General features: G+C 67.5%; 17 protein-coding genes and 1 pseudogene. 13 read left to right on the top strand and 5 right to left on the bottom strand.

The features are described 5' to 3' along the window. Positions 1-8 precede the first annotated feature (8 nt). On the bottom strand, positions 9-392 hold the full coding sequence (locus OG568_RS55345) for an MmcQ/YjbR family DNA-binding protein (protein WP_075033306.1): 384 nt from the start codon (positions 390-392) through the stop codon (positions 9-11). A gap of 840 nt (positions 393-1,232) precedes the next feature. Then, positions 1,233-1,904: a TetR/AcrR family transcriptional regulator gene (locus OG568_RS55340; RefSeq protein ID WP_329537591.1), complete on the bottom strand. Its 672-nt coding sequence runs from the start codon at positions 1,902-1,904 to the stop codon at positions 1,233-1,235. Between the two features lie 227 nt (positions 1,905-2,131). Between OG568_RS55340 and OG568_RS55335 the strand changes: the two genes are divergently transcribed. Next, a complete protein-coding gene (locus tag OG568_RS55335) occupies positions 2,132-2,260 on the top strand; it encodes a hypothetical protein (RefSeq protein WP_329537590.1) in 129 nt (42 codons plus the stop codon). A 40-nt stretch (positions 2,261-2,300) separates the two neighbouring features. Further along, positions 2,301-4,313, top strand: a complete 2,013-nt coding sequence (locus OG568_RS55330; protein WP_329537589.1) for a SpoIIE family protein phosphatase — start codon at positions 2,301-2,303, stop codon at positions 4,311-4,313. Positions 4,314-4,411: 98 nt separating this feature from the next. On the opposite strand, the gene OG568_RS55325 is transcribed toward OG568_RS55330, so the two are convergent. After that, entirely contained in the window at positions 4,412-5,029 is a 618-nt protein-coding gene (locus tag OG568_RS55325) for a TetR/AcrR family transcriptional regulator (protein ID WP_329537588.1), read from the bottom strand. 23 nt (positions 5,030-5,052) lie between these two features. Further along, positions 5,053-5,181, bottom strand: coding sequence for a hypothetical protein (locus OG568_RS55320; RefSeq protein WP_329537587.1), 129 nt, complete (start codon positions 5,179-5,181; stop codon positions 5,053-5,055). Between the two features lie 765 nt (positions 5,182-5,946). On the opposite strand from OG568_RS55320, the gene OG568_RS55315 reads away from it, so the two are divergent. From OG568_RS55315 to OG568_RS55295, 5 genes are all read left to right on the top strand, one after another. Beyond that, positions 5,947-6,501: a carboxymuconolactone decarboxylase family protein gene (locus tag OG568_RS55315; RefSeq protein ID WP_329537585.1), complete on the top strand. Its 555-nt coding sequence runs from the start codon at positions 5,947-5,949 to the stop codon at positions 6,499-6,501. Between the two features lie 293 nt (positions 6,502-6,794). Continuing rightward, entirely contained in the window at positions 6,795-7,619 is an 825-nt protein-coding gene (locus OG568_RS55310; RefSeq protein ID WP_329537584.1) for an isocitrate lyase/PEP mutase family protein, read from the top strand. Between the two features lie 60 nt (positions 7,620-7,679). Further along, on the top strand, positions 7,680-8,327 hold the full coding sequence (locus OG568_RS55305) for a nitroreductase family protein (RefSeq protein ID WP_054227983.1): 648 nt from the start codon (positions 7,680-7,682) through the stop codon (positions 8,325-8,327). A 448-nt stretch (positions 8,328-8,775) separates the two neighbouring features. After that, complete coding sequence (locus tag OG568_RS55300; protein ID WP_329537583.1) at positions 8,776-9,675, top strand: zinc-binding dehydrogenase; 900 nt, start codon at positions 8,776-8,778, stop codon at positions 9,673-9,675. 462 nt (positions 9,676-10,137) lie between these two features. Continuing rightward, positions 10,138-11,079 (top strand): NADP-dependent oxidoreductase, encoded by a 942-nt coding sequence (locus OG568_RS55295; protein ID WP_329537582.1) that lies wholly within the window; start codon positions 10,138-10,140, stop codon positions 11,077-11,079. 120 nt (positions 11,080-11,199) lie between these two features. Here the strand turns inward: OG568_RS55295 and OG568_RS55290 are convergent, their stop codons facing one another. Continuing rightward, positions 11,200-11,631: a nuclear transport factor 2 family protein gene (locus OG568_RS55290; RefSeq protein ID WP_329537581.1), complete on the bottom strand. Its 432-nt coding sequence runs from the start codon at positions 11,629-11,631 to the stop codon at positions 11,200-11,202. A gap of 435 nt (positions 11,632-12,066) precedes the next feature. Between OG568_RS55290 and OG568_RS55285 the strand changes: the two genes are divergently transcribed. The 6 genes and pseudogenes from OG568_RS55285 (at position 12,067) to OG568_RS55260 (ending at position 17,787) form a co-directional block, all read left to right on the top strand. Continuing rightward, the gene (locus tag OG568_RS55285; RefSeq protein ID WP_329538294.1) at positions 12,067-12,954 is read left to right on the top strand and encodes an SDR family oxidoreductase; all 888 of its coding nucleotides are present in this window, start codon (positions 12,067-12,069) and stop codon (positions 12,952-12,954) included. Positions 12,955-13,230: 276 nt separating this feature from the next. Beyond that, positions 13,231-14,103, top strand: a pseudogene (locus OG568_RS55280) (4Fe-4S dicluster domain-containing protein); the annotation flags it as partial. Between the two features lie 61 nt (positions 14,104-14,164). After that, positions 14,165-14,983 carry an FAD/NAD(P)-binding protein gene (locus OG568_RS55275; RefSeq protein ID WP_329537580.1) on the top strand — a complete coding sequence of 273 codons (819 nt, stop codon included), beginning with the start codon at positions 14,165-14,167 and terminating at the stop codon, positions 14,981-14,983. Position 14,984: 1 nt separating this feature from the next. Further along, entirely contained in the window at positions 14,985-15,863 is an 879-nt protein-coding gene (locus OG568_RS55270) for an oxidoreductase (protein WP_329537579.1), read from the top strand. Then, positions 15,860-17,206, top strand: a complete 1,347-nt coding sequence (locus OG568_RS55265; RefSeq protein WP_329537578.1) for a Ni/Fe hydrogenase subunit alpha — start codon at positions 15,860-15,862, stop codon at positions 17,204-17,206. The genes OG568_RS55270 and OG568_RS55265 overlap by 4 nt, the downstream gene beginning before the upstream one ends. Continuing rightward, complete coding sequence (locus tag OG568_RS55260; protein WP_329537577.1) at positions 17,203-17,787, top strand: hydrogenase maturation protease; 585 nt, start codon at positions 17,203-17,205, stop codon at positions 17,785-17,787. The genes OG568_RS55265 and OG568_RS55260 overlap by 4 nt, the downstream gene beginning before the upstream one ends. The last annotated feature ends 12 nt before the right edge of the window (positions 17,788-17,799 follow it).

Below are 17,799 nucleotides of genomic sequence, written 5' to 3'. Positions count from 1 at the left end.
GGCGGAGGTCAGGCCCGGTGGCCGTAGGTGTGCGGATCCACAGGCTGCTCGGATTTGGGAAGTCCGCCGACCACGAGACGGTAGGAGTCGATCACGAGTTCCTTCACCAGCTTCTCGTCGACGGTGCCCCCGCCTTCCACCGTGATCCAGTGCCTCTTGTTCATGTGATAGCCGGGGGTGATGTCTGTGTGCCGTTCACGTAGGGCTGCGGCGTCGTCCGGATCAGCTTTCAGGATCACGACAGGGTGCCCCGGCATGTCGGTCATGAGCATGAAAACCTTGCCGCGCACCTTGTAGAGGTCCCAGTCGGGACCGAAACGATGCTCCAGGTCGGCGCCGGGCAGTTCCACGGTGCAGTCGCCCGCGATCTTCTGCAGCTTCTGTCCGTCCATGGTGATCAACTCCTCTATCAATCGAGTGCCCCGGCCGACCGGCCAAGGCCCCAAGGTGGGTTCCGGCGACCGCCTGACGGCGCGGCGTTGGCGCTCCCGAGGTCCTGGGCGAGAAGGCCCGCCACGGATGCCAGGCCGTCGGCGCTGCGGGCCTTCCACGCTCTTGCCGTCACCTCCGTGAACCTGTTCAGGTCTAGAGCGTCCCGTTGGCTCTGCCGCGGGCAGCCCCCGTCTGTCAGGCTCACCGAACTGTTGCTCTGCTCCCTCAGTGCCTACCTGGGGGGGGGTAGACGTACGCGCGAACGTAACCGGCGGCGGCCGGAGGGGCGTCGCCGCCGGGCACGTGCTCCGCCGGTTTCGAGGCGCTCACCGGTTTGCCTGGCCTGAGCAACAGCGCAGCCAGGACAGCGCGCTGCCCCGGCTGGCCGGCTCCGGCCTCGACCCCCTGTTTGCATAGCCGGACGGGACCGACCATTGAGCACTGGACGTCCACGTGCATGGTGTTTACCGCCCTGGAGATCCTTGTGAGGCTTGACCGCTCAGCTGTCCGCAGGAGACCGCTCTCTCCAAACGTACCGCAAGTCGGCCATTTTTCAGGACCAAATAGTCCTCCCTTGTGAGAGGGCCTCCGCTTTTGACTTGAGGCTGGGCTACGCACAGGCGCAGAAGGGGCTACGCCGGGCACGGAATGTGAGGACGGACGCCTCCTTCTGCCGGCAAACCCCCGTCCGGCCCGGCTATGGATGTCGGGAGGCGGTGAAGGTCCGGTGCCGGAGACTGCGACGCGACCGCCTGCGGTGCGGCACCAGGATTTCTTGGTGCCGCTCTGCCGCAGACGGCTTAGTGCCCTGAAGAGCCTTCCGCCGGTGGACTGGTGTCCTCGGCAGGCACGGTATAGGCCTTGACGTGGCCGATCGCCATGTCCAGGGCGATCCTCATGGGTTTGACGTCCTGGGCTGTCTGCGCAAGGAGGTAGCCACCTTGAAGGGCGGCCATGAGGCCGGTGGCCAGCTCTTTGGCATCTGTGTCGGCCCTGAGGACTCCTGAGTCCTTCATTCGCTCGAGCCCGGCCTCGAGTAGTCCCTCCCAGCTGTCGAAGTGCCGGGCGAGCGCCTCGCGTGCCTCTTCGTCCTGATCGGCCAACTCGCTTGCAAGGGATCCGAGCGGGCAGCCGTACGCCCCGTTTCGGAGCGCGTTGTGTTCGATCAGCACGTCCCGCCAGCGCTCCAGCCCGCGGAGGGAGTTGAGCCGCTGAAGTAGCTGGTGCTGACGTTTGAGCAGTTCAGCAGCTTGCAAGGCGACAACGTCCCGCACCAGTGCATCCTTGTCGGGGTAGTGGCGGTAGAGCTGGGATTTGCTCGTTCCGCTGGCCGCCCTGACCTCGTCGAGGGTCGTGGCAGACACGCCCCTGACGTACATCATGTCGGCGGCAGCCCTCAAAATGCGCTCCCGAGTCGCCCGCCCGCGCTCAGTCAGCCGGGAGTCGTTTCTGTCGCGCGCCTGTTCCGCCACATAGGCCAGATTACCGCTGCGTAGGCTAGCAGGATTGAAAAGGGACCTCAAGGTCCTTTTTTCTGTGCGCCTCCCGGGCGGCGGGACCGGCCGGAGCCGCACCCGGCCGAGTGCGCCTGGGTTCCGGGCCGGCACTACCACGGGACGATCCAGGCCCCCGGCACCGCCTCTGAGGCCGAAGCGGTCCCCGCCCCTCTGTTTGTACCCTCCCCATTGACCAGGCGCACGTGACCATCGGCAACGTCCCGACCCGCGATGACGCCGCTGTCGCCTTCGACCCGACCGAGCGGATCACCGGGAGGACGATCGTCGGCGTTCGTCGATACACGCAGTCGGCCGGTGCCGCCGCAGAGTGACCGGCCGCGTGGACGAGGCCTGCTCTGCGGCAGATAGTTGATGAAGGACGACGAGGTCATATCGCTCGACGATGAGGGTGAGCGGCAAATGGACGCCTCGGACGAACTTCTTCAGATGGCTACACCGTCGGCTCTTTTGACCCTGGACGGAGCGATCCGCAGCCTCAACGCGGCAATGGCCAGGACACTGGGCAGGTCCGTGGAGCAGTGCGTGGGTCGTGGCTTCGGTGATCTGTTGCCCGCAAGCCAGCTGACTGCGGTCAAGAGTCTCGTGGCCCACGCCGCCACGACGAAGACGGTTGCGATGCGGGTGCTGGAGTTCCCCGGGCCAGGTACAGCATCTGTCGTCTGCCTTGTCGAGGCACGACCAGTGAATGATCGCGTAGGTGGCGAGTCGCTCGTGTGGGTGCACTCATTGAACGCGGGAAACGACCGGGGCGCCCTGCTGATCCCGTTCCGTCTGGCAGCCAAGGCCGCCAACCTCGGTCTGTGCATGTATTCACCCCAGGAGCGCGAGCTGGAGTGGCTGGGTGGTGCACCCGCCTTGGCGGCGCTGTTCCCGGAGGCCTCCATGTCGTTGTCCGAGGTGGTTCGGCGAGTCCACCCCGATGACCGCGGGGCGCTGCGGCGGCTCGTGCGTTCGACGGCCGCCCGGTCCCCCTGGATCAGGTTGCGCTTCCTTACCGAGCGCGATGGCTGGCACCTTCTGGTCTGCCGGGTCCGTCGGATCATTCTGGGGTCTGGCGGCCCTGAGCGGGTCTTCGGAGTGATCCGCGATGACACCAAGAGGGAAGCGCGCAGACGCAGAGCGAAGGACGCGCTGAGTGCTGAGCGTCAGCGCGCCGACGAGATCGCGGCCTTCTCTTCCGCCGTGATGACCGCAGTCACGGAGCAAGAAGTACGGCAGGTCGTCCTGACCCGGCTCGCCGCGACATTCGGTGGTACCGGCGCCGCGCTAGCGTTCATCACGCAAGGCCGCCTACGCGTTTCCTCCGATGCCGGGATCCCGATACCGGTGGCCGCCCTGCAAGGCCTGCCGCTGGACGCCCCCAGCGCGCTGCCCTATGTGATCCGCACTGGCGAGCCGCAGTTCATTCCCAACCAGGAGGACTACATCCGCCGCTGGCCGCACGGGGCCATGGTGCCGTACTTCGACCAGCTCGACTCCGGCTTCGCCATCTCGATCACCTCCCTCAGCCCGATCGGCGATCAGCCGCTCGGGGCCTGGCTGGTGACTTACGACAGCGAACATCACTCGTCCCCGGATGAGCGGGCCCTCATGGGTACTCTTGCCGATCTTGCAGGCCAGGCACTGAAACGCGTTAGCTTGCAAGAGGCACGAGTCGAGCTGGCCACGGCGCTCCAACAGACCATGCTCCCCACGCTGCCCGAGCACCTCCCCGGCCTGGAGGTCGCCGCCCGATACCGACCAAGCCGCGACGGGCTCGATATTGGCGGAGACTGGTACGACGCCTTCGTCATGCCCGACGGTGCCGTCGCCCTGGAGATCGGCGACGCCCAAGGGCACGACGTGGACGCCGCCGCCTTTATGGGACAGGTGCGCGCATCCATGCGCGCGATCGCCGCCCACGAACCGGGTCCCGCAACCGTGCTGGCTCGCACCAACGAGCTGCTCGTCACGATGGGCGCAGCACGATTCGCCAGCTGCACCATGCTGCGTATCGACCCGGGCGACGGACGGGTCACCGGTGCGAGCGCTGGCCATGTGCCGTTGCTGTACGCACGCGACGACGGCAGCCACAGCATCCACGAGTTGCCGGGAGGCCCGGTGCTAGGAGTCGTGCTCGGCACCGAGTACGGCGAGGAGACCTTCGCATTGCACGAGGACAGCGCGCTGGTCATGGTCACCGACGGCGTGGTCGAAGGACCGGGCCTCACATTGGAGGCCGGACTGGAACGAGCCGGAACACTGGCTGGCGCGGCCCTCCACGACGGGCTGAATGCCGAGGAGACCGCTGACCGCGTCCTCGACGCTGCTGTCGCGGTGGACCACCTGGACGACGTGGCTGTGCTGGTCATCCGGCGCGCATAAGACTCGATGCGTCCGTGCGCCGGGCAAGGTCGTACAGGTAGCTGCTCCAGACAGGTGGCGGCGGACCCGAACGCGCTCCTCGAACCGCGAAGGTGGGCTCAGTTGCGAGCGAAGAACGCGATGTGGTCCAGCGCCATGTCCAGCGCGACGGCCATCGGCTCGGAGCTGTGCGCGTTCTGTGCAAGCACGTAACCTCCCTGCAGAGCGGCCAGCAGACCAGTGCCCAAGCGTTGTGGGTCGGCGTCCTCGGAGAGTACGCCGAGGACGCGGAGCCGGGTCAGTGTCTCGACGAGCATCCGTTGCCAGGCATCGAATGATGCGTTGAGCGCTTGGCGGGACTGCTCATCGTTGTCGGACAGCTCAATCGACATCGCTCCCAGCGCGCACCCATACGAGCCGTCCTGCAGTGAGTTGGCGTGGACCAGGGCGTCGCGCCAGCGGCGCAGACCGGCGAGGGTCTTCACACCGCGCAGGTGCTGTTCCTCGCGGGCGAGGACGAACTTCGACTGCACGTCGATCACGGTGTGGATCAGCGCGCGTTTGTCCTCGAAGTGGTTGTACAACTGCGACTTGCTCGTTCCGCTCGCCAGCCGGACGTCATCGAGCGTGGTGGCGTTGACGCCCCTGACATAAAACAGCTTGGCCGCCGAATCAACGATCCGTGAACGGGTCTCCAGGCCGCGTGGCGTGCGGCGAACATCGCTGGTTGCGGACACGGTGTCTCCCTCAGGCACGTTACTCACTCGTGCTGCTCAGCCGTGGAGCGCATCGCAAGCGCGGTGGCCTCGATCTCCAGGCGGATCAGTTGTGGCACCAATACGATCATAAAGGCCGACTGGCGAGAGATGACGCCCTTGTGATTCTTCACGCAGGTATCCATGACGTCGCGGCCTGTAAGCCAGGACCGGACCTGGCCGACATCGCCCAGTTCCGCGGCCGCCCGCCGCGGGGTCCGGGGCTTGCCGGGCCTCCTCGGCGAAAACCTCCTGCAGGGTTCCGTCCTGACGCAGTGACGGAGAGGGCCGGCGCGGTGCAGGCCGGGGTCGTGACGCATCGAGGTAGGCGCCGAGGCGGCGCGACACCCTGGCGTCGATGACCTGTGCTGCGACAGCCATGTCAACCAGTACCTCACCGTGGACGGATGCGAGATGGAGGTGCAGGCAGAGCCGGCAGGTCTTGTCGTCGTTCCTGCCGAGCCCTCAACCTAACTTGGACTAAATAGTCCACTCAGTCAATCGATCCGGATTGAGTCAGGCCGACACGAGCCCGCGCGGTCCGACTGGCGCAGTCGCTCACAACGCAGCTCATCTGCAGCTTTGACCTGCACATTTAATGACGAGGCCCGATCTCGACCCGCCCGCAGCAAATCTGGCGGACCCTTCCCTTCCGGGAGCCGGGTTGCGCAGACGTTTCTGGTCTGTATAGTCCTTTCTATGTGGTGTCCGAGGTGATGAAGAGATCCGCAACTCGGCACCCACGGAGTCACCCCTCTCAACGCAGGCCACCGGGCGCAACCGACGCGACCGTCGAGGTTGCGGCCGGCGCAGGAAGAGCCTGCGGCGGAGATCCGAAGCACTGCGAGCCCGGCTCGGGCTCGTCGACTATTCACACCCCGATCGGAGGTCGATTCGCCGTGTCACGACTGAACGTTCCCGCTCCAGAGGACGTGCCTGCCGGCGCACAGCAGATACTCGGCAACGTTGGTGCGCAGCTCGGCTTCGTCCCGAACATGTTCAAGACCCTCGCGTCCAATCCGGCCGTTCTTGAGGTCGTCACGACTCTGCAAGGCACCCTGAGCCGGGTTCTCGACGGAAGGACGCGGCACACCATCGCGCTGGCCGTGTCGCAGGCCAACGGCTGCGGTTACTGCTTGGCGATGCACACCCACGTCGCGACCGAATTCGGTGGCATGTCGGACGACGACATCAAGCTCGCCCGCGTCGGGAGCTCGGGCGATCCCAAACGTGCCGCGGCCGCTCGCTTCGCGCAGCAGGTGGTCGAGAGTCGCGGCCAGGTCAGCGACACCGACCTCGCGGAGGTACGGGGCGCCGGATACACCGACGCGCAGATCCTCGCCATCGTCGCGGTCGCGGTGCAGTTCCTGCTCACCAACTTCATCAACAACGTCAACCAGACCGACCTCGACATCCCCGCCGTTGACTCGGTCGATACGACCGTGCCCCAGTGAACCCGCGTCCCGAACCGCCGCCCCCCGGCGGCCCCGCGGAGAGACCCACCACCTTGCTGCGGGATACATGGGAACTCCGGTGGACGAGGGCACACGCCGGACCAGCCTCGTCGAGTCCGCAGAATCGCCCACGGCCCGCGTCATCGCGTCTGTTGAGGCCGGGCGGCGTCAGGAAGCGCCACGCGGCCGCCGGCAACACCCCACCCGCCGGTTGTTCTTTGGAACCCTCGACGCGGCTCAGGCACGCAGTCGGCACCCCCCACTGAGTCAACGATCATTCAGGAAGGCTCGACATGCCGGGCTCCGAACTCTATGAGCAATTCATGGCGCTGCACACCCGCGACGGTGGCCTCGTCATGCCCAACGCCTGGGACGGCCTCTCGGCGCTGATGCTGGCCGATGCCGGCTTCGAGGCGATCGCGACATCGTCTGCGGCGATCGCCGCCACGCTCGGCCGCCTCGACGGGCGTCACCAAGTCACCCGCGAAGAGCACCTTGAGCATGCACGGCTGCTCGGCCGCCTCACCAGGCTGCCCGTCAACGGAGACTTCGAGGACGGATACGGCGACACGCCTGAGGACGTCGCCGCGACCGTTGAGGCCGCCGTGGAGTCCGGCCTGGCCGGGATCGGGGTGGAGGACACCTCGGGCGATCCCGATATGCCGATCCGCGACTTCGACGAAGCAGTCAGTCGCGTACGTAGCGCCGTTGACGCTTCGAAGGGACGCATCGTCGTTACCGGCCGCACCGACAACTTCATCCAGGGGCGACCGGATCTCGACGACACCATTCGGCGTCTGACGGCCTTCGCTGAGGTGGGCGCAGATGTGGTCTACGCGCCATTCCCACCCGACCGCGACGCACTCGTCGCGATCGTCACCGCTGTCGCCCCGACACCGGTCAGCGTCCTGGTGTCTCCGTCGGACAAAGTGCTCACCGTCGCTGAACTGCAGCAGGCAGGAGTCAAGCGCATCAGCTTGGGTCCGTTGCTCTACGCCCACGCGATGGGAGCGGTCGAAGAGGCCGCGAAGGCACTCCTCGCGGGCGACCTCGCCTCGGCGACGACGGGCATGAACTTCGCCCGCGTCAACGAACTGCTGGCCCGCAGCAAGAACTAACCCGATCAGCACGAATCACTGACTTTTCATCTCGTGATCACAAGACAAAGGCAGGATGACATGGATCTCGGCAAGCTCATGAACAAGCACCTCACCAGGTACTTCGACCCCAGCAAGACGATCCCCGAGGAGACACTCCAGCAACTGCTGGGATTCCTGCGCTCGACGCCGTCGTCGACGAACGTGCAGCCCAACCACTTCTACGTCCTCGCCACGCCCGAAGGCAAGGAGCGGCTGGCGGCCAACCTCGGCGAACGATTCCAGGACAACAGCGAGAAGATCCTGAACGCCTCACACACCGTCATACTCACCACCAGGGCGGATCTTCCCGGAGGCCACCTCCAGGCCGTGTTCGACAAGGAGCGGGCCGACGGCCGGTTCCCCGACCCGGCAAAGCAGGCGCGGTGGGAGTCCATGACCCGCGACTTCCTCAACCTGCGCAACTACGGCTACAAGGACCTGAACCACTGGATGGAAAAGCAGACCTACCTCGCGATGGGTCTGACCATGATGGCGGCTGCTGAGCTCGGCGTCGAAGCCATGCCCCTCGAAGGGTTCGACCCGACCAGTGTCGACAAGGCGTTCAAGATCCGCGAAACCGGACACACCACGACCGTGCTGCTGGCCCTCGGCTACCCCGACCCCGCGAAGGTATACAACAGCCCGATTTCACGCTTCGAAACCGACCAGCTGTTCACGTTCGTCTGACCAACGACGGCACCGGGAACGACCGGGGCCGAAGTCCGCAGGCTGCGGACGCCGCTGGTCCTCGAGGCCGACCCACCCCGGAGAGCCAGACCGGCGGCCAGCGCCGCCGGTCACCGGTCGGCGCCCCCGGTCGTCGGTGATCCGAATGATCCAACGGCGTCGGCGGACCTCCGGCTTGCCCGGCAACGGCTTCTCCGACCCGCACCGTGAGGTCGTCGAACAGCGCAGCACGAAGCGGCGCGGAACCTGGCGCCGGCGGCAACGCTGCTGCCCGAAGCGCTGGGGACCTGGAACCAGTCGGTCGAACTGAGCGCGAGGACAAAGATCTACTGTGAAGGCGTGCGGAATGCCCCTATTCGGCACCACTGCCGGATTTGGGTTCCCGGCCCGTACCCCTGGTCGGCCGGACCGAGTGAGAGGACAAAGATCCACTATGAAGGCGTGCGGAGTGTCCAGGGCAGAGACGGAAGTCGCCCTGCTGGAACTGCCCGAACCGTCATCTCCCGAGCCGGGCCAGATCCTGGTCGCGGTTGAGGCCGCCGGGGTCGGACCGTGGGACGAACTGGAAATCGACGCTCGTTGGGACGTGGGGCTGCGCCCTCCTGCGGCGCTGGGAGTGGAGGGCGCAGGCAAGGTGCTGGCCGTCGGTGCGGGTGTCACCCAGTTTGCCGTGGGCGACCGGGTGCTCACGCACGAAGCCCCGCTGCCCGGAGGAAGCGGCTTCTGGGCCGAACGCGTTCTGATCAACGCGGATCACGCGGCGGCCTGCCCACCAGGCTTGGACGCGGCACACGCAGCGGCACTGCCTGTCAACGGGCTCACCGCGCTGCAGGCTTTGGAGAAGCTGGACCTCAGCCGAGGACAGCGGCTCCTGATCACCAACGGAGGCGGGGGCACCGGAGCCCTGGCCGTCCAACTCGCCGCGGCCCAGGGCATCGAGGTAACCGCGACCGCGTCTGCTACCGCTGCAGAGCGTCTGCTCGGTCTGGGAGCGATGGAGGTCGTCGACTACCACGATCCGCACTGGTCGACCGAGGTACGCGGCGGGTTCGACGCTGCCCTCATCATCGCCGCCGGCACGGCGGCCGCAGCCCTGCCTTTGGTGCGTGACGGCGGCCGGCTGTGCTCCCTGACCTCGGACGCGCCTCCGGAGGAACGAGGCATCACGAGTTGGGACCTCTACATCGAGCCCAACGCCGCGCAGCTTGCCCAGCTGGCGGAGCAGGCCGCGGCTGGAACCTTGAAACTCGCACCAGAACCCCTGCCGCTCAGCGAAGGCCCGGCCGCATTCACCCGAGTGGTTGCCGGACGGGCCGGCGGTAAGAAGATCGTGCTCATGCCAGCATGACGCGCCCTGCCACCGACCGATCCCGATGGTGGGCCACGGTGCGCGCGGGGCACGAGCCGCGAGACTGCGCATCGGCGTGGCCATGCAGTGACGGGACTTGGACGCGTGCCATCTGTCGGCCGCGTCGACCGAAACGGAGCCGTCCCTGCGCCCGCTGCCCACTAGCGCCGGGCAGTAATGAGCAGCGGCGGGCCGGAGCAGCTACGCACGCGACTGAGTGGGTGGCGATACCGGCGAAACTCATCACGAGATCGGACCAGCGAGGCGAGCGGCCTCCCAACCACTGCCTGCAGCGGCAGCCGGGCTTTCCCATCGACGCGAAGGTGACCCTGCAGGGTCTGTGCCACGGCCGCGACGACCCTGCCCAACCGGCCGAACACGTTGTGGCGCCCGGCACGCACACCGTTCCCGTCCACCTCGCGACGGGAACGGACAGAGCTTGTACAGAAGGAGGAAACACAAATGAAAGCGATCGTGGTCACTGACCCCGACGCCGGAACCGCCGGGATGACGCTGGCTGAACGACCCGATCCGGAGACGGCGCGCCTCGCCAGCCTTGACGGCGCGAACTACGGCGACGTCGTCGTCGAAGTTCATGCGTCGGGTTTCACCGGGGACGAGCTGGAGTGGCCCTCGACCTGGGTCGATCGCCTCGGCCGGAATCGGACGCCCTCGATCCCCGGACACGAGGTGGCCGGAGTGGTCACCTCTCTCACCTATGGAACGGCAGGGCTGTCGGTCGGGCAGCGCGTGTTCGGCCTCACGGACTGGACCCGCGACGGCACCCTCGCGCAGTACGTCGTCGTCGAGGCGCGCAACCTCGCGCCGCTGCCCGGCGACATCGACTTCACGGTCGGCGCGAGCGTCGCGATGACGGGCCTGACTGCCTGGCAGGGACTGTTCGAGCACGGGCACCTCTCGGTGGGGCAGAGCGTGCTCGTGCACGGCGCCGCCGGCGCGGTCGGATCGATGGTGGCTCAGCTCGCGCGAGAGGCCGGTGCGCACGTCATCGGCACCGGACGCGCCGCCCACCACCAGAGCGCACTCGACTTCGGCGCGCACGAGTTCGTCGACCTCGACAACGACACGCTGGAAGACGTCGGCGGAGTCGACTTCGTCTTCGACGTATTCGGCGGCGACATCGGCGCTCGATCGGCCCGGCTGGTGCGAGGTGGAGGAACATTCGTCACCGTCACCGGCCCGCCGGAGGTGCGGCCGGCCGACGGCCTGGCGGCCGACTTCGTTGTCGTCTCCGACCGCGCCCAGCTGGGCGAGATCGCCCGGCGGGTACGGGAAGGACGTCTGCGGACGCATATCGGCCAGGTCGCGAACCTCGACGACGCTGTCGCCGCCTTCAACCCGGCCCAGAAAGTCAACGGAAAGACGATCATCCGCATGCAGTGAAGCCGCGGACGACATCTCACGCAAGCCGAGGTGACGGGGTGTCGTCGCGGGACAGCCCCGGCGACGGCACCCCGAATTGCGTCAGGTTCGGACCGCGCTACCAGCTGTCGCGGGTGCTCTTCATCTCATCGATGCCGTGAGCTGAGGTGGCTGCCACTGCCCGGCGGCGATCAGGTGCCCGGCGCGATCGCCCAGGCTGACACGCAGACCCAGGTCCCCCCCACGCTTCTGATACGTGTCCGTGTACAGGGCTTCTTGCTCAGATCCATCAGCGAGCACGGTGTACGTGCTGCGGCCATGGATTAGCGCAACGTCACTGAGGATTCGGATCTTGACGTCATGTACCGAAAGATCCTTGAAAGGACGTGGCTTAGCTATGTACTCCAAGAACTCGGCACGGTTCCGCGTGACGCCCGGAGTCTGCACGATAAAGTCCTCGGCGAGGAACTCACTGAAGCGCTTGGCGTCGTTGTGCTGATCCGACTGGACGTAGTAATTGTTCGGCTGCTCAACGATCGCCAGATCCTCGGAAGACGGCTTGACGTCATTCATCTTCCCTGGTCCCATCTGAATGGTTCGATTTCTTTGGTGAGGTGGATTCTCGTTCTGCGGAAATGCACGCTAAATCGTCGTAGCGGCTGGGGACTGCCGACGAGGTAATGATCCCCTCGCGCCAGCGGGTAAACGAGTCCGCCAAGGAGACCTTGGCAGCTGAGAAGCCAGCTGCACCCGTTTTCCCCGAACCAGCTAGGGTTCCTACTGTTATAGGGCAGCACGTTGGCGGTGGGCCTACGCACATCGGAGCAGCACCTGTACAGCGCGCAATGCAGCATAACGGCATGTATGCATTGTTAGAATGCTGAGTGGGGTCGATGAGATGCGGTCGCCTCGGGGGGAATTTCAGAGGTGAGCGTCGCCGACCCGAGCGGCTCGGCCGTCAGTTCCTTTCCTGCGACGCAGCGTCGCAGCAGTCATCTGGAGCCTCCCATGCGCGTGTTCGTTACAGGAGCCAGCGGCAGCATCGGCTCAGTCGTAGTTCCCGAACTCATCGCTGCTGGTCACGAGGTCCTCGGCCTCGTCCGTTCCGATGCCGCAGCCGCGGCCGTTTCCGTCGCGGGCGGGGCGCCGCTCCGTGGCGACCTCACCGACCTGGACAGCCTCCGTGCTGGCGTCGCCCAGGCAGAAGGCGTCATCAACCTGGCCTTTGGGAACGACTGGAGCAACTTGGGGCCGTGCATCGACGCGGAGACACAAGCCCTGCAGACCTTCGCGGCCGCACTCGCAGGCAGCGGCAAGCCGTTCGTGCATGCCGGCCTCACGCCGATGGTGCCGGGCCACACCTCCACCGAGGAGGACCCCGACACCACCAACGGTCCCGTCGGTGGCCGCGGCCTCAATTCACAGATGGTGCTGGCCCTTGCCGACCAGGGCGTCCGCTCCTCTGTCGTACGGCTGCCGCGCTCCGTGCATCAGCGCGCGTCGCAATACGGCTTCTGCTCGGTGCTCATCGCCGCCGCGCAGAAAACGGGCGTGTCAGCGTACGTCGGCGATGGCACGCAGCGCTGGCCAGCAGTCAACCGGCTCGACGCCGCCCGGCTGTTCCGCATCGCACTCGAGGACGCTGCACCCGGCACGGTCCTACACGCGGTAGCCGACGAGGGCGACACAATGCGGTCGCTGGCCGAGGCTATCGGCGGCGTGCTCGCGGTGCCGGTCGAGTCGGTATCGCCTGGTAGTTTCGGTCTCATAGGCCGCTTGTTCGCGCTCGACATGCCATCCTCGAGTGCACTGACCCAGAGGCGGTTCGGCTGGGAGCCCACCCACCCGAGCCTGATCGCGGACCTCGCCGCTGGCGACTATCCCGCCCTGGGTTAGAAGCGGGAAGCCAGTGGTGATGATCGGGGGATGGCAGGGCCACGCCACCGCTTCCCCCGTTCCCGCCGCCGGGACCAGGAGAGGACGGCCGGCGTTCGGCCCTGGGCCGGTGGCTGCGCAGCGTCCGACGCTGCCGTAACTGGCGTCGTGGCAGCCTGGTGTGTGGGGATCGGGGGCTTCCCCTTGATTGAAGCTTCCCCTTGATCGCGGACACCTGGAGACTGGGACCTAAGGTTCCAGAGGAAGTAGCACCAGGTGGGAAGCAAGTACACGAAGCGGGAGTGGAGCGCCGACCGAGTGGAGGGCGAGTTGGTCCTCACGGCCGACCAGGCCGCGCCTCCCCGGTACGCCTTTCTCGGCGTGCGTCCCTGCGACCTGCGGGCCATCGCCATCCAGGACCGGGTACTGACCGGTGGGGCGTACCGCGACCCCGTCTACGCGGGGCGGCGCTCCGGGGCACTGCTGATCGTGGTCGAGTGCACGGAGCCAGGCGCCACCTGCTTCTGCGTCTCGATGGGCACCGGACCCGCCGCCGGCCCCGGCTACGACTTGGAGATGACCGAAGTGGTCGATGAGGACGGGCACCGCTTCTGGATCCGCGGCGGCAGCCAGGAAGGTGCGGAGATCCTGGCCGAACTGCCCGCTCGTCCGGCCGACCCCGAAACCCGGGATACGGCCCGCGCAGGTGTCACGGCCGCCGCGGACCGCATGGGACGGACCATGCCCGAGGCCGATCTGCGGGAACTGATGGCAGGAACACTCGACGCGCCCCGCTGGGACGACGTCGCCGGACGGTGCCTGACCTGCGGAAACTGCACCATGGTGTGCCCCACCTGCTTCTGCACCACCACCGAGGACGTCACCGACCTCACCGGCGACCACGCGGAGCGGTGGCGGCTGTGGGACTCGTGCTTCGATCTGGACTTCTCCCACTTGCACGGCGGCCCGGTCCGCGCCTCCTCGCGCAGCCGCTACCGGCAGTGGATGACCCACAAGCTCGGTACCTGGCACGACCAGTTCGGATCGTCCGGCTGCGTGGGCTGCGGCCGCTGCATCGTGTGGTGCCCGGTCGGCATCGACATCACCCAGGAAGCCGCCGCCCTGCACGACTGGACACGGTCCGGGGCACCGGAGGGGGCGGCGTCGTGACCGGGCTTTCCGTCTCCCCGGACTCCGCTGCGGTCGAACGGCTGCTGGGAGGTGGGCCACCATGAGCACCGTGGCGCCCCCGCTTCCGTACCGCGTCGCCGACACCTGGGCCGAGACCGCCGACACCCGATCGATCGAACTCGTGCCGGTCGGACGGGAACTCCCGTCCTTCGCACCGGGGCAGTTCGCGATGATCTACGCGTTCGGGGTCGGCGAGGTGCCCATCTCGGCCAGCGCCCTGCGCGGCCGCCATGGAGGTCTCGTGCACACCGTGCGCGCGGTGGGTGCGGTCTCGACCGCGCTGTTCCGAATGCGCCCGGGCGACACCGTCGGGTTCAGCGGGCCGTACGGTACCGGCTGGGACCTTGATGCGGCGGTCGGCCACGATGTGCTGGTGATCGCCGGCGGCATCGGGCTGGCTCCGCTCCGGCCGGTTGTGCACGCGGTCCTGGACCGGCCTGCCGCGTACGGTCGGCTCGCGGTCCTGGTGGGCGCCCGTACCCCTGCCGATCTGGTCTACCGCGACGAGATCGAGAGCTGGCGCGGTCCGGCCCGGGTGGAGGTGACCGTCGACCGCCCCGGCCCGGGGTGGCACGGTGCGGTGGGTGTGGTCACCACGCTCCTGGACCGCCTCGACCTGCGGCCCGAACGGACCTGCGCGCTCGTGTGCGGGCCCGAGGTGATGATGCGGCACACCGCACGCGCCCTCTTGGTCCGGGGCCTGGTCCCGCAGCGCGTTCAGGTGTCCTTGGAACGCAACATGCACTGCGCCACCGGCCATTGCGGCCACTGCCAGCTCGGCCCACTCCTGCTGTGCCGCGACGGACCGGTCGTCGGCTACGACCGCGTGGCACCACTGCTCCTCGTGAGGGAGTTGTGACATGGCCACCGAAGCCGGACCTGCCACTGACCCACGGCCCACGCTCGCCGTGTGGAAATTCGCCTCTTGCGACGGCTGCCAGCTGACCCTGCTCGACTGCGAGGACGAACTCCTCGACCTCACCGAGCGAGTACGGATCGACCACTTCCTGGAGATGACCCCGGTCGAGGGCGCCGGCGGGGAGCGCGCGCGGCTGGACGGCCGGGGCCCGTACGACCTCTCCCTGGTCGAAGGATCGATCACCACCGCCGAGGACGCCGAGCGGATCCAGCACATCCGCAGCGTCTCCAGGTATTTGGTGACCATCGGAGCCTGCGCCACCGCGGGCGGCATCCAGGCACTGCGCAACTTCGCCGAGGTCGACGAGTTCCTTGCCGCGGTCTACGCCCAGCCCGAGTACATCTCCACGCTGGAGACCTCGACACCGATCTCGGCCCACGTCCCGGTCGACTTCGAACTGCGCGGCTGCCCCATCGACCGCCGCCAGCTGCTCGAAGTCATCACCGCCTACGTGGCCGGACGCAAACCCCGGATCCCCAGCCACAGTGTCTGCTTCGAGTGCAAGAGGCGCGGCATTATCTGCATCACCGTGGCCCACGGCACCCCCTGTCTGGGCCCGGTCACGCACGCCGGTTGCGGCGCCATCTGCCCCGCCTACGGGCGCGGGTGCTATGGCTGCTTCGGACCGACTAGCCGACCCAACCTGCGCTCCATGGTCGCGCAGTTGCGCCACGACGGGATGAGTGAGCGGGACATCCAGCGTGTCTTCCGTACCTTCAACGCCGCGTCGCCGGAATATGCCCCCGTACCCGACCTCGCGGCCGAGGAGCAGGACAGCCCTCGGGCCACGACGGAAACCCGCCCGGAAAGGCCCGCATGAACCATCGTGGAACCCGTGTCCTGCGACTGGACGCGCTGGCCAGGGTGGAAGGCGAGGCCGCCCTGCACCTACGCGTCGACGGGGGGACTGTCGCCGAGACACGGCTGCGCATCTACGAACCGCCACGGTTCTTCGAGGCCTTCCTGACCGGCCGGGCCCATACCGAACCCCCCGACATCACGGCTCGCATCTGTGGCATCTGCCCGGTCGCCTATCAGATGAGCGCCTGCCAGGCGATCGAGAACGCCTGCTGGGTCACGGTGGACGGTCCGCTCGCGGAACTGCGGCGCCTGCTGTACTGCGGCGAGTGGATCGAGAGTCACACCCTGCACATCTATCTGCTGCACGCTCCGGATTTCCTCGGCCATGCGGACGTGGTGGGGCTGGCCCGCGACCAACGTGCCGCCGTGGAGCGCGGGCTGAGGCTCAAGCAGACCGGTAACGCGATCCTCGAACAGCTCGGCGGCCGTCCCATCCACCCGGTCAACGTCCGCGTCGGTGGCTTCTACCGGACGCCGACGCCGCAGGAGCTTGGCCTGCTGGCGGAACGGCTCCGGCAGGCCCGAGAGGACGCGCTGGAGACCGTCCGCTGGGTGGCCGCGTTCGACTTTCCCGACACCGTGTGCGACCACGACCTGCTCGCACTGCGTGACCCCGGCCGCTACGCCATCGACTCCGGAACGCCGGCGGTCATGGCCGCCCACGGCGGAAGTCCGGCGCTCCGCGAGTTCACCGTGTCCGACTTCGAACAGCACGTCCAGGAAGGGCAGGTGCCGTACTCCACTGCCCTGACCGCCACTCTCGACGGACGCCGCTTCCTGACCGGTCCGCTGGCGCGCTACGCGATCAACGGCCGGTGGCTGCATCCCGCGGCGGGCGAGGCGGCGCGGGACGCCGGGCTGGGCGACCCCGCCGCCGGCGCGATCTGCGACAACCCCTTCCGAAGCATCGTCGTACGCGCCGTGGAGGTGGTGCATGCCGTCGAGGAAGCCCTGCGGATCATCGACGGGTACGAACAACCTCTCCGACCGGCCGTCGAGGTACCGCCACGCAAGGCGGTCGGCGCCGGGGCCACCGAGGCGCCCCGGGGCCTGCTCTATCACCGCTACGCCCTCGCGGAGGACGGCACGCTCACCGAGGCCCGCATCATTCCGCCCACGGCCCAGAACCAGACGGCCATCGAGGAGGACGTGCGCAGAGCGGTTCAGGCGCGCCTGGACAGGGCCGGGCCCGCCGCAGAAGACGAGGAGCTCACCCACTTGTGCGAACGGGCCATCCGCAATCACGATCCCTGCATCTCCTGTGCCGCGCACTTCCTCGACCTGACAGTGGAGCGCAGATGAGCGGCCGGGTGCTGGTGATCGGTGTGGGCAATCCTCTGCGCGGTGACGACGGGATCGGCCCGGCAGCGGTGGAGGCACTGCGGGGCCGTGTTCCGCAGGGCACCGTCCTGGTGGTCAGCGACGGTGAACCCGCACGCATGCTCGACCTGTGGCGGGGTGCGGACACCGTGGTCGTCGTGGAAGCCCTGCGTGCACATCCGGCCAGGCCGGGTGAGGTGCACACCCTGACACCGGTGGAAGCGGCCTGCCACGCAGTGGGTACGGCGAGCACACATGCCTTGGGCCTGGGGGAGTGCCTCGCCCTGGCGGAGGCCCTGGACCAGCTGCCCCACAGGCTCGTCGTGCACGCCGTGGAGGTGGCCGACGTCGCACTCGGCGCGGGCCTGAGCGAAGCGGTGCGGTCGGCCCTCCCCGAACTGACCGACCGCCGTTGCCGCCTCCGTCCGACAGGCATACGCACGGAACCACTAGTGGTGGTTTCTCACACAAAGCTCCAGGCCCGGCAGGCGAACGGGGGCCAAAGGTCCTCCGACGCGGGCCGAAGCGCCCCTCGTAACTCCAACGGCGGAGTGCCACGGTGAAGTTCACCCCCA

The sequence above is a fragment of the Streptomyces sp. NBC_01450 genome (genome assembly GCF_036227505.1).
Classification (GTDB): Bacteria; Actinomycetota; Actinomycetes; order Streptomycetales; family Streptomycetaceae; genus Streptomyces.
Note: the sequence above shows the minus strand (reverse complement) of the source record. Positions and strands in the feature narration are given on the sequence as shown.

Coding starts and splice junctions, on each gene's coding strand:
- OG568_RS55265 (WP_329537578.1), top strand. CDS start 15,860: ATGAACCATCGTGGAACCCGTGTCCTGCGACTGGACGCGCTGGCCAGG.
- OG568_RS55270 (WP_329537579.1), top strand. CDS start 14,985: ATGGCCACCGAAGCCGGACCTGCCACTGACCCACGGCCCACGCTCGCC.
- OG568_RS55330 (WP_329537589.1), top strand. CDS start 2,301: ATGAAGGACGACGAGGTCATATCGCTCGACGATGAGGGTGAGCGGCAA.
- OG568_RS55260 (WP_329537577.1), top strand. CDS start 17,203: ATGAGCGGCCGGGTGCTGGTGATCGGTGTGGGCAATCCTCTGCGCGGT.
- OG568_RS55290 (WP_329537581.1), bottom strand. CDS start 11,631: ATGAATGACGTCAAGCCGTCTTCCGAGGATCTGGCGATCGTTGAGCAG.
- OG568_RS55345 (WP_075033306.1), bottom strand. CDS start 392: ATGGACGGACAGAAGCTGCAGAAGATCGCGGGCGACTGCACCGTGGAA.
- OG568_RS55295 (WP_329537582.1), top strand. CDS start 10,138: ATGAAAGCGATCGTGGTCACTGACCCCGACGCCGGAACCGCCGGGATG.
- OG568_RS55285 (WP_329538294.1), top strand. CDS start 12,067: ATGCGCGTGTTCGTTACAGGAGCCAGCGGCAGCATCGGCTCAGTCGTA.
- OG568_RS55275 (WP_329537580.1), top strand. CDS start 14,165: ATGAGCACCGTGGCGCCCCCGCTTCCGTACCGCGTCGCCGACACCTGG.
- OG568_RS55310 (WP_329537584.1), top strand. CDS start 6,795: ATGCCGGGCTCCGAACTCTATGAGCAATTCATGGCGCTGCACACCCGC.
- OG568_RS55305 (WP_054227983.1), top strand. CDS start 7,680: ATGGATCTCGGCAAGCTCATGAACAAGCACCTCACCAGGTACTTCGAC.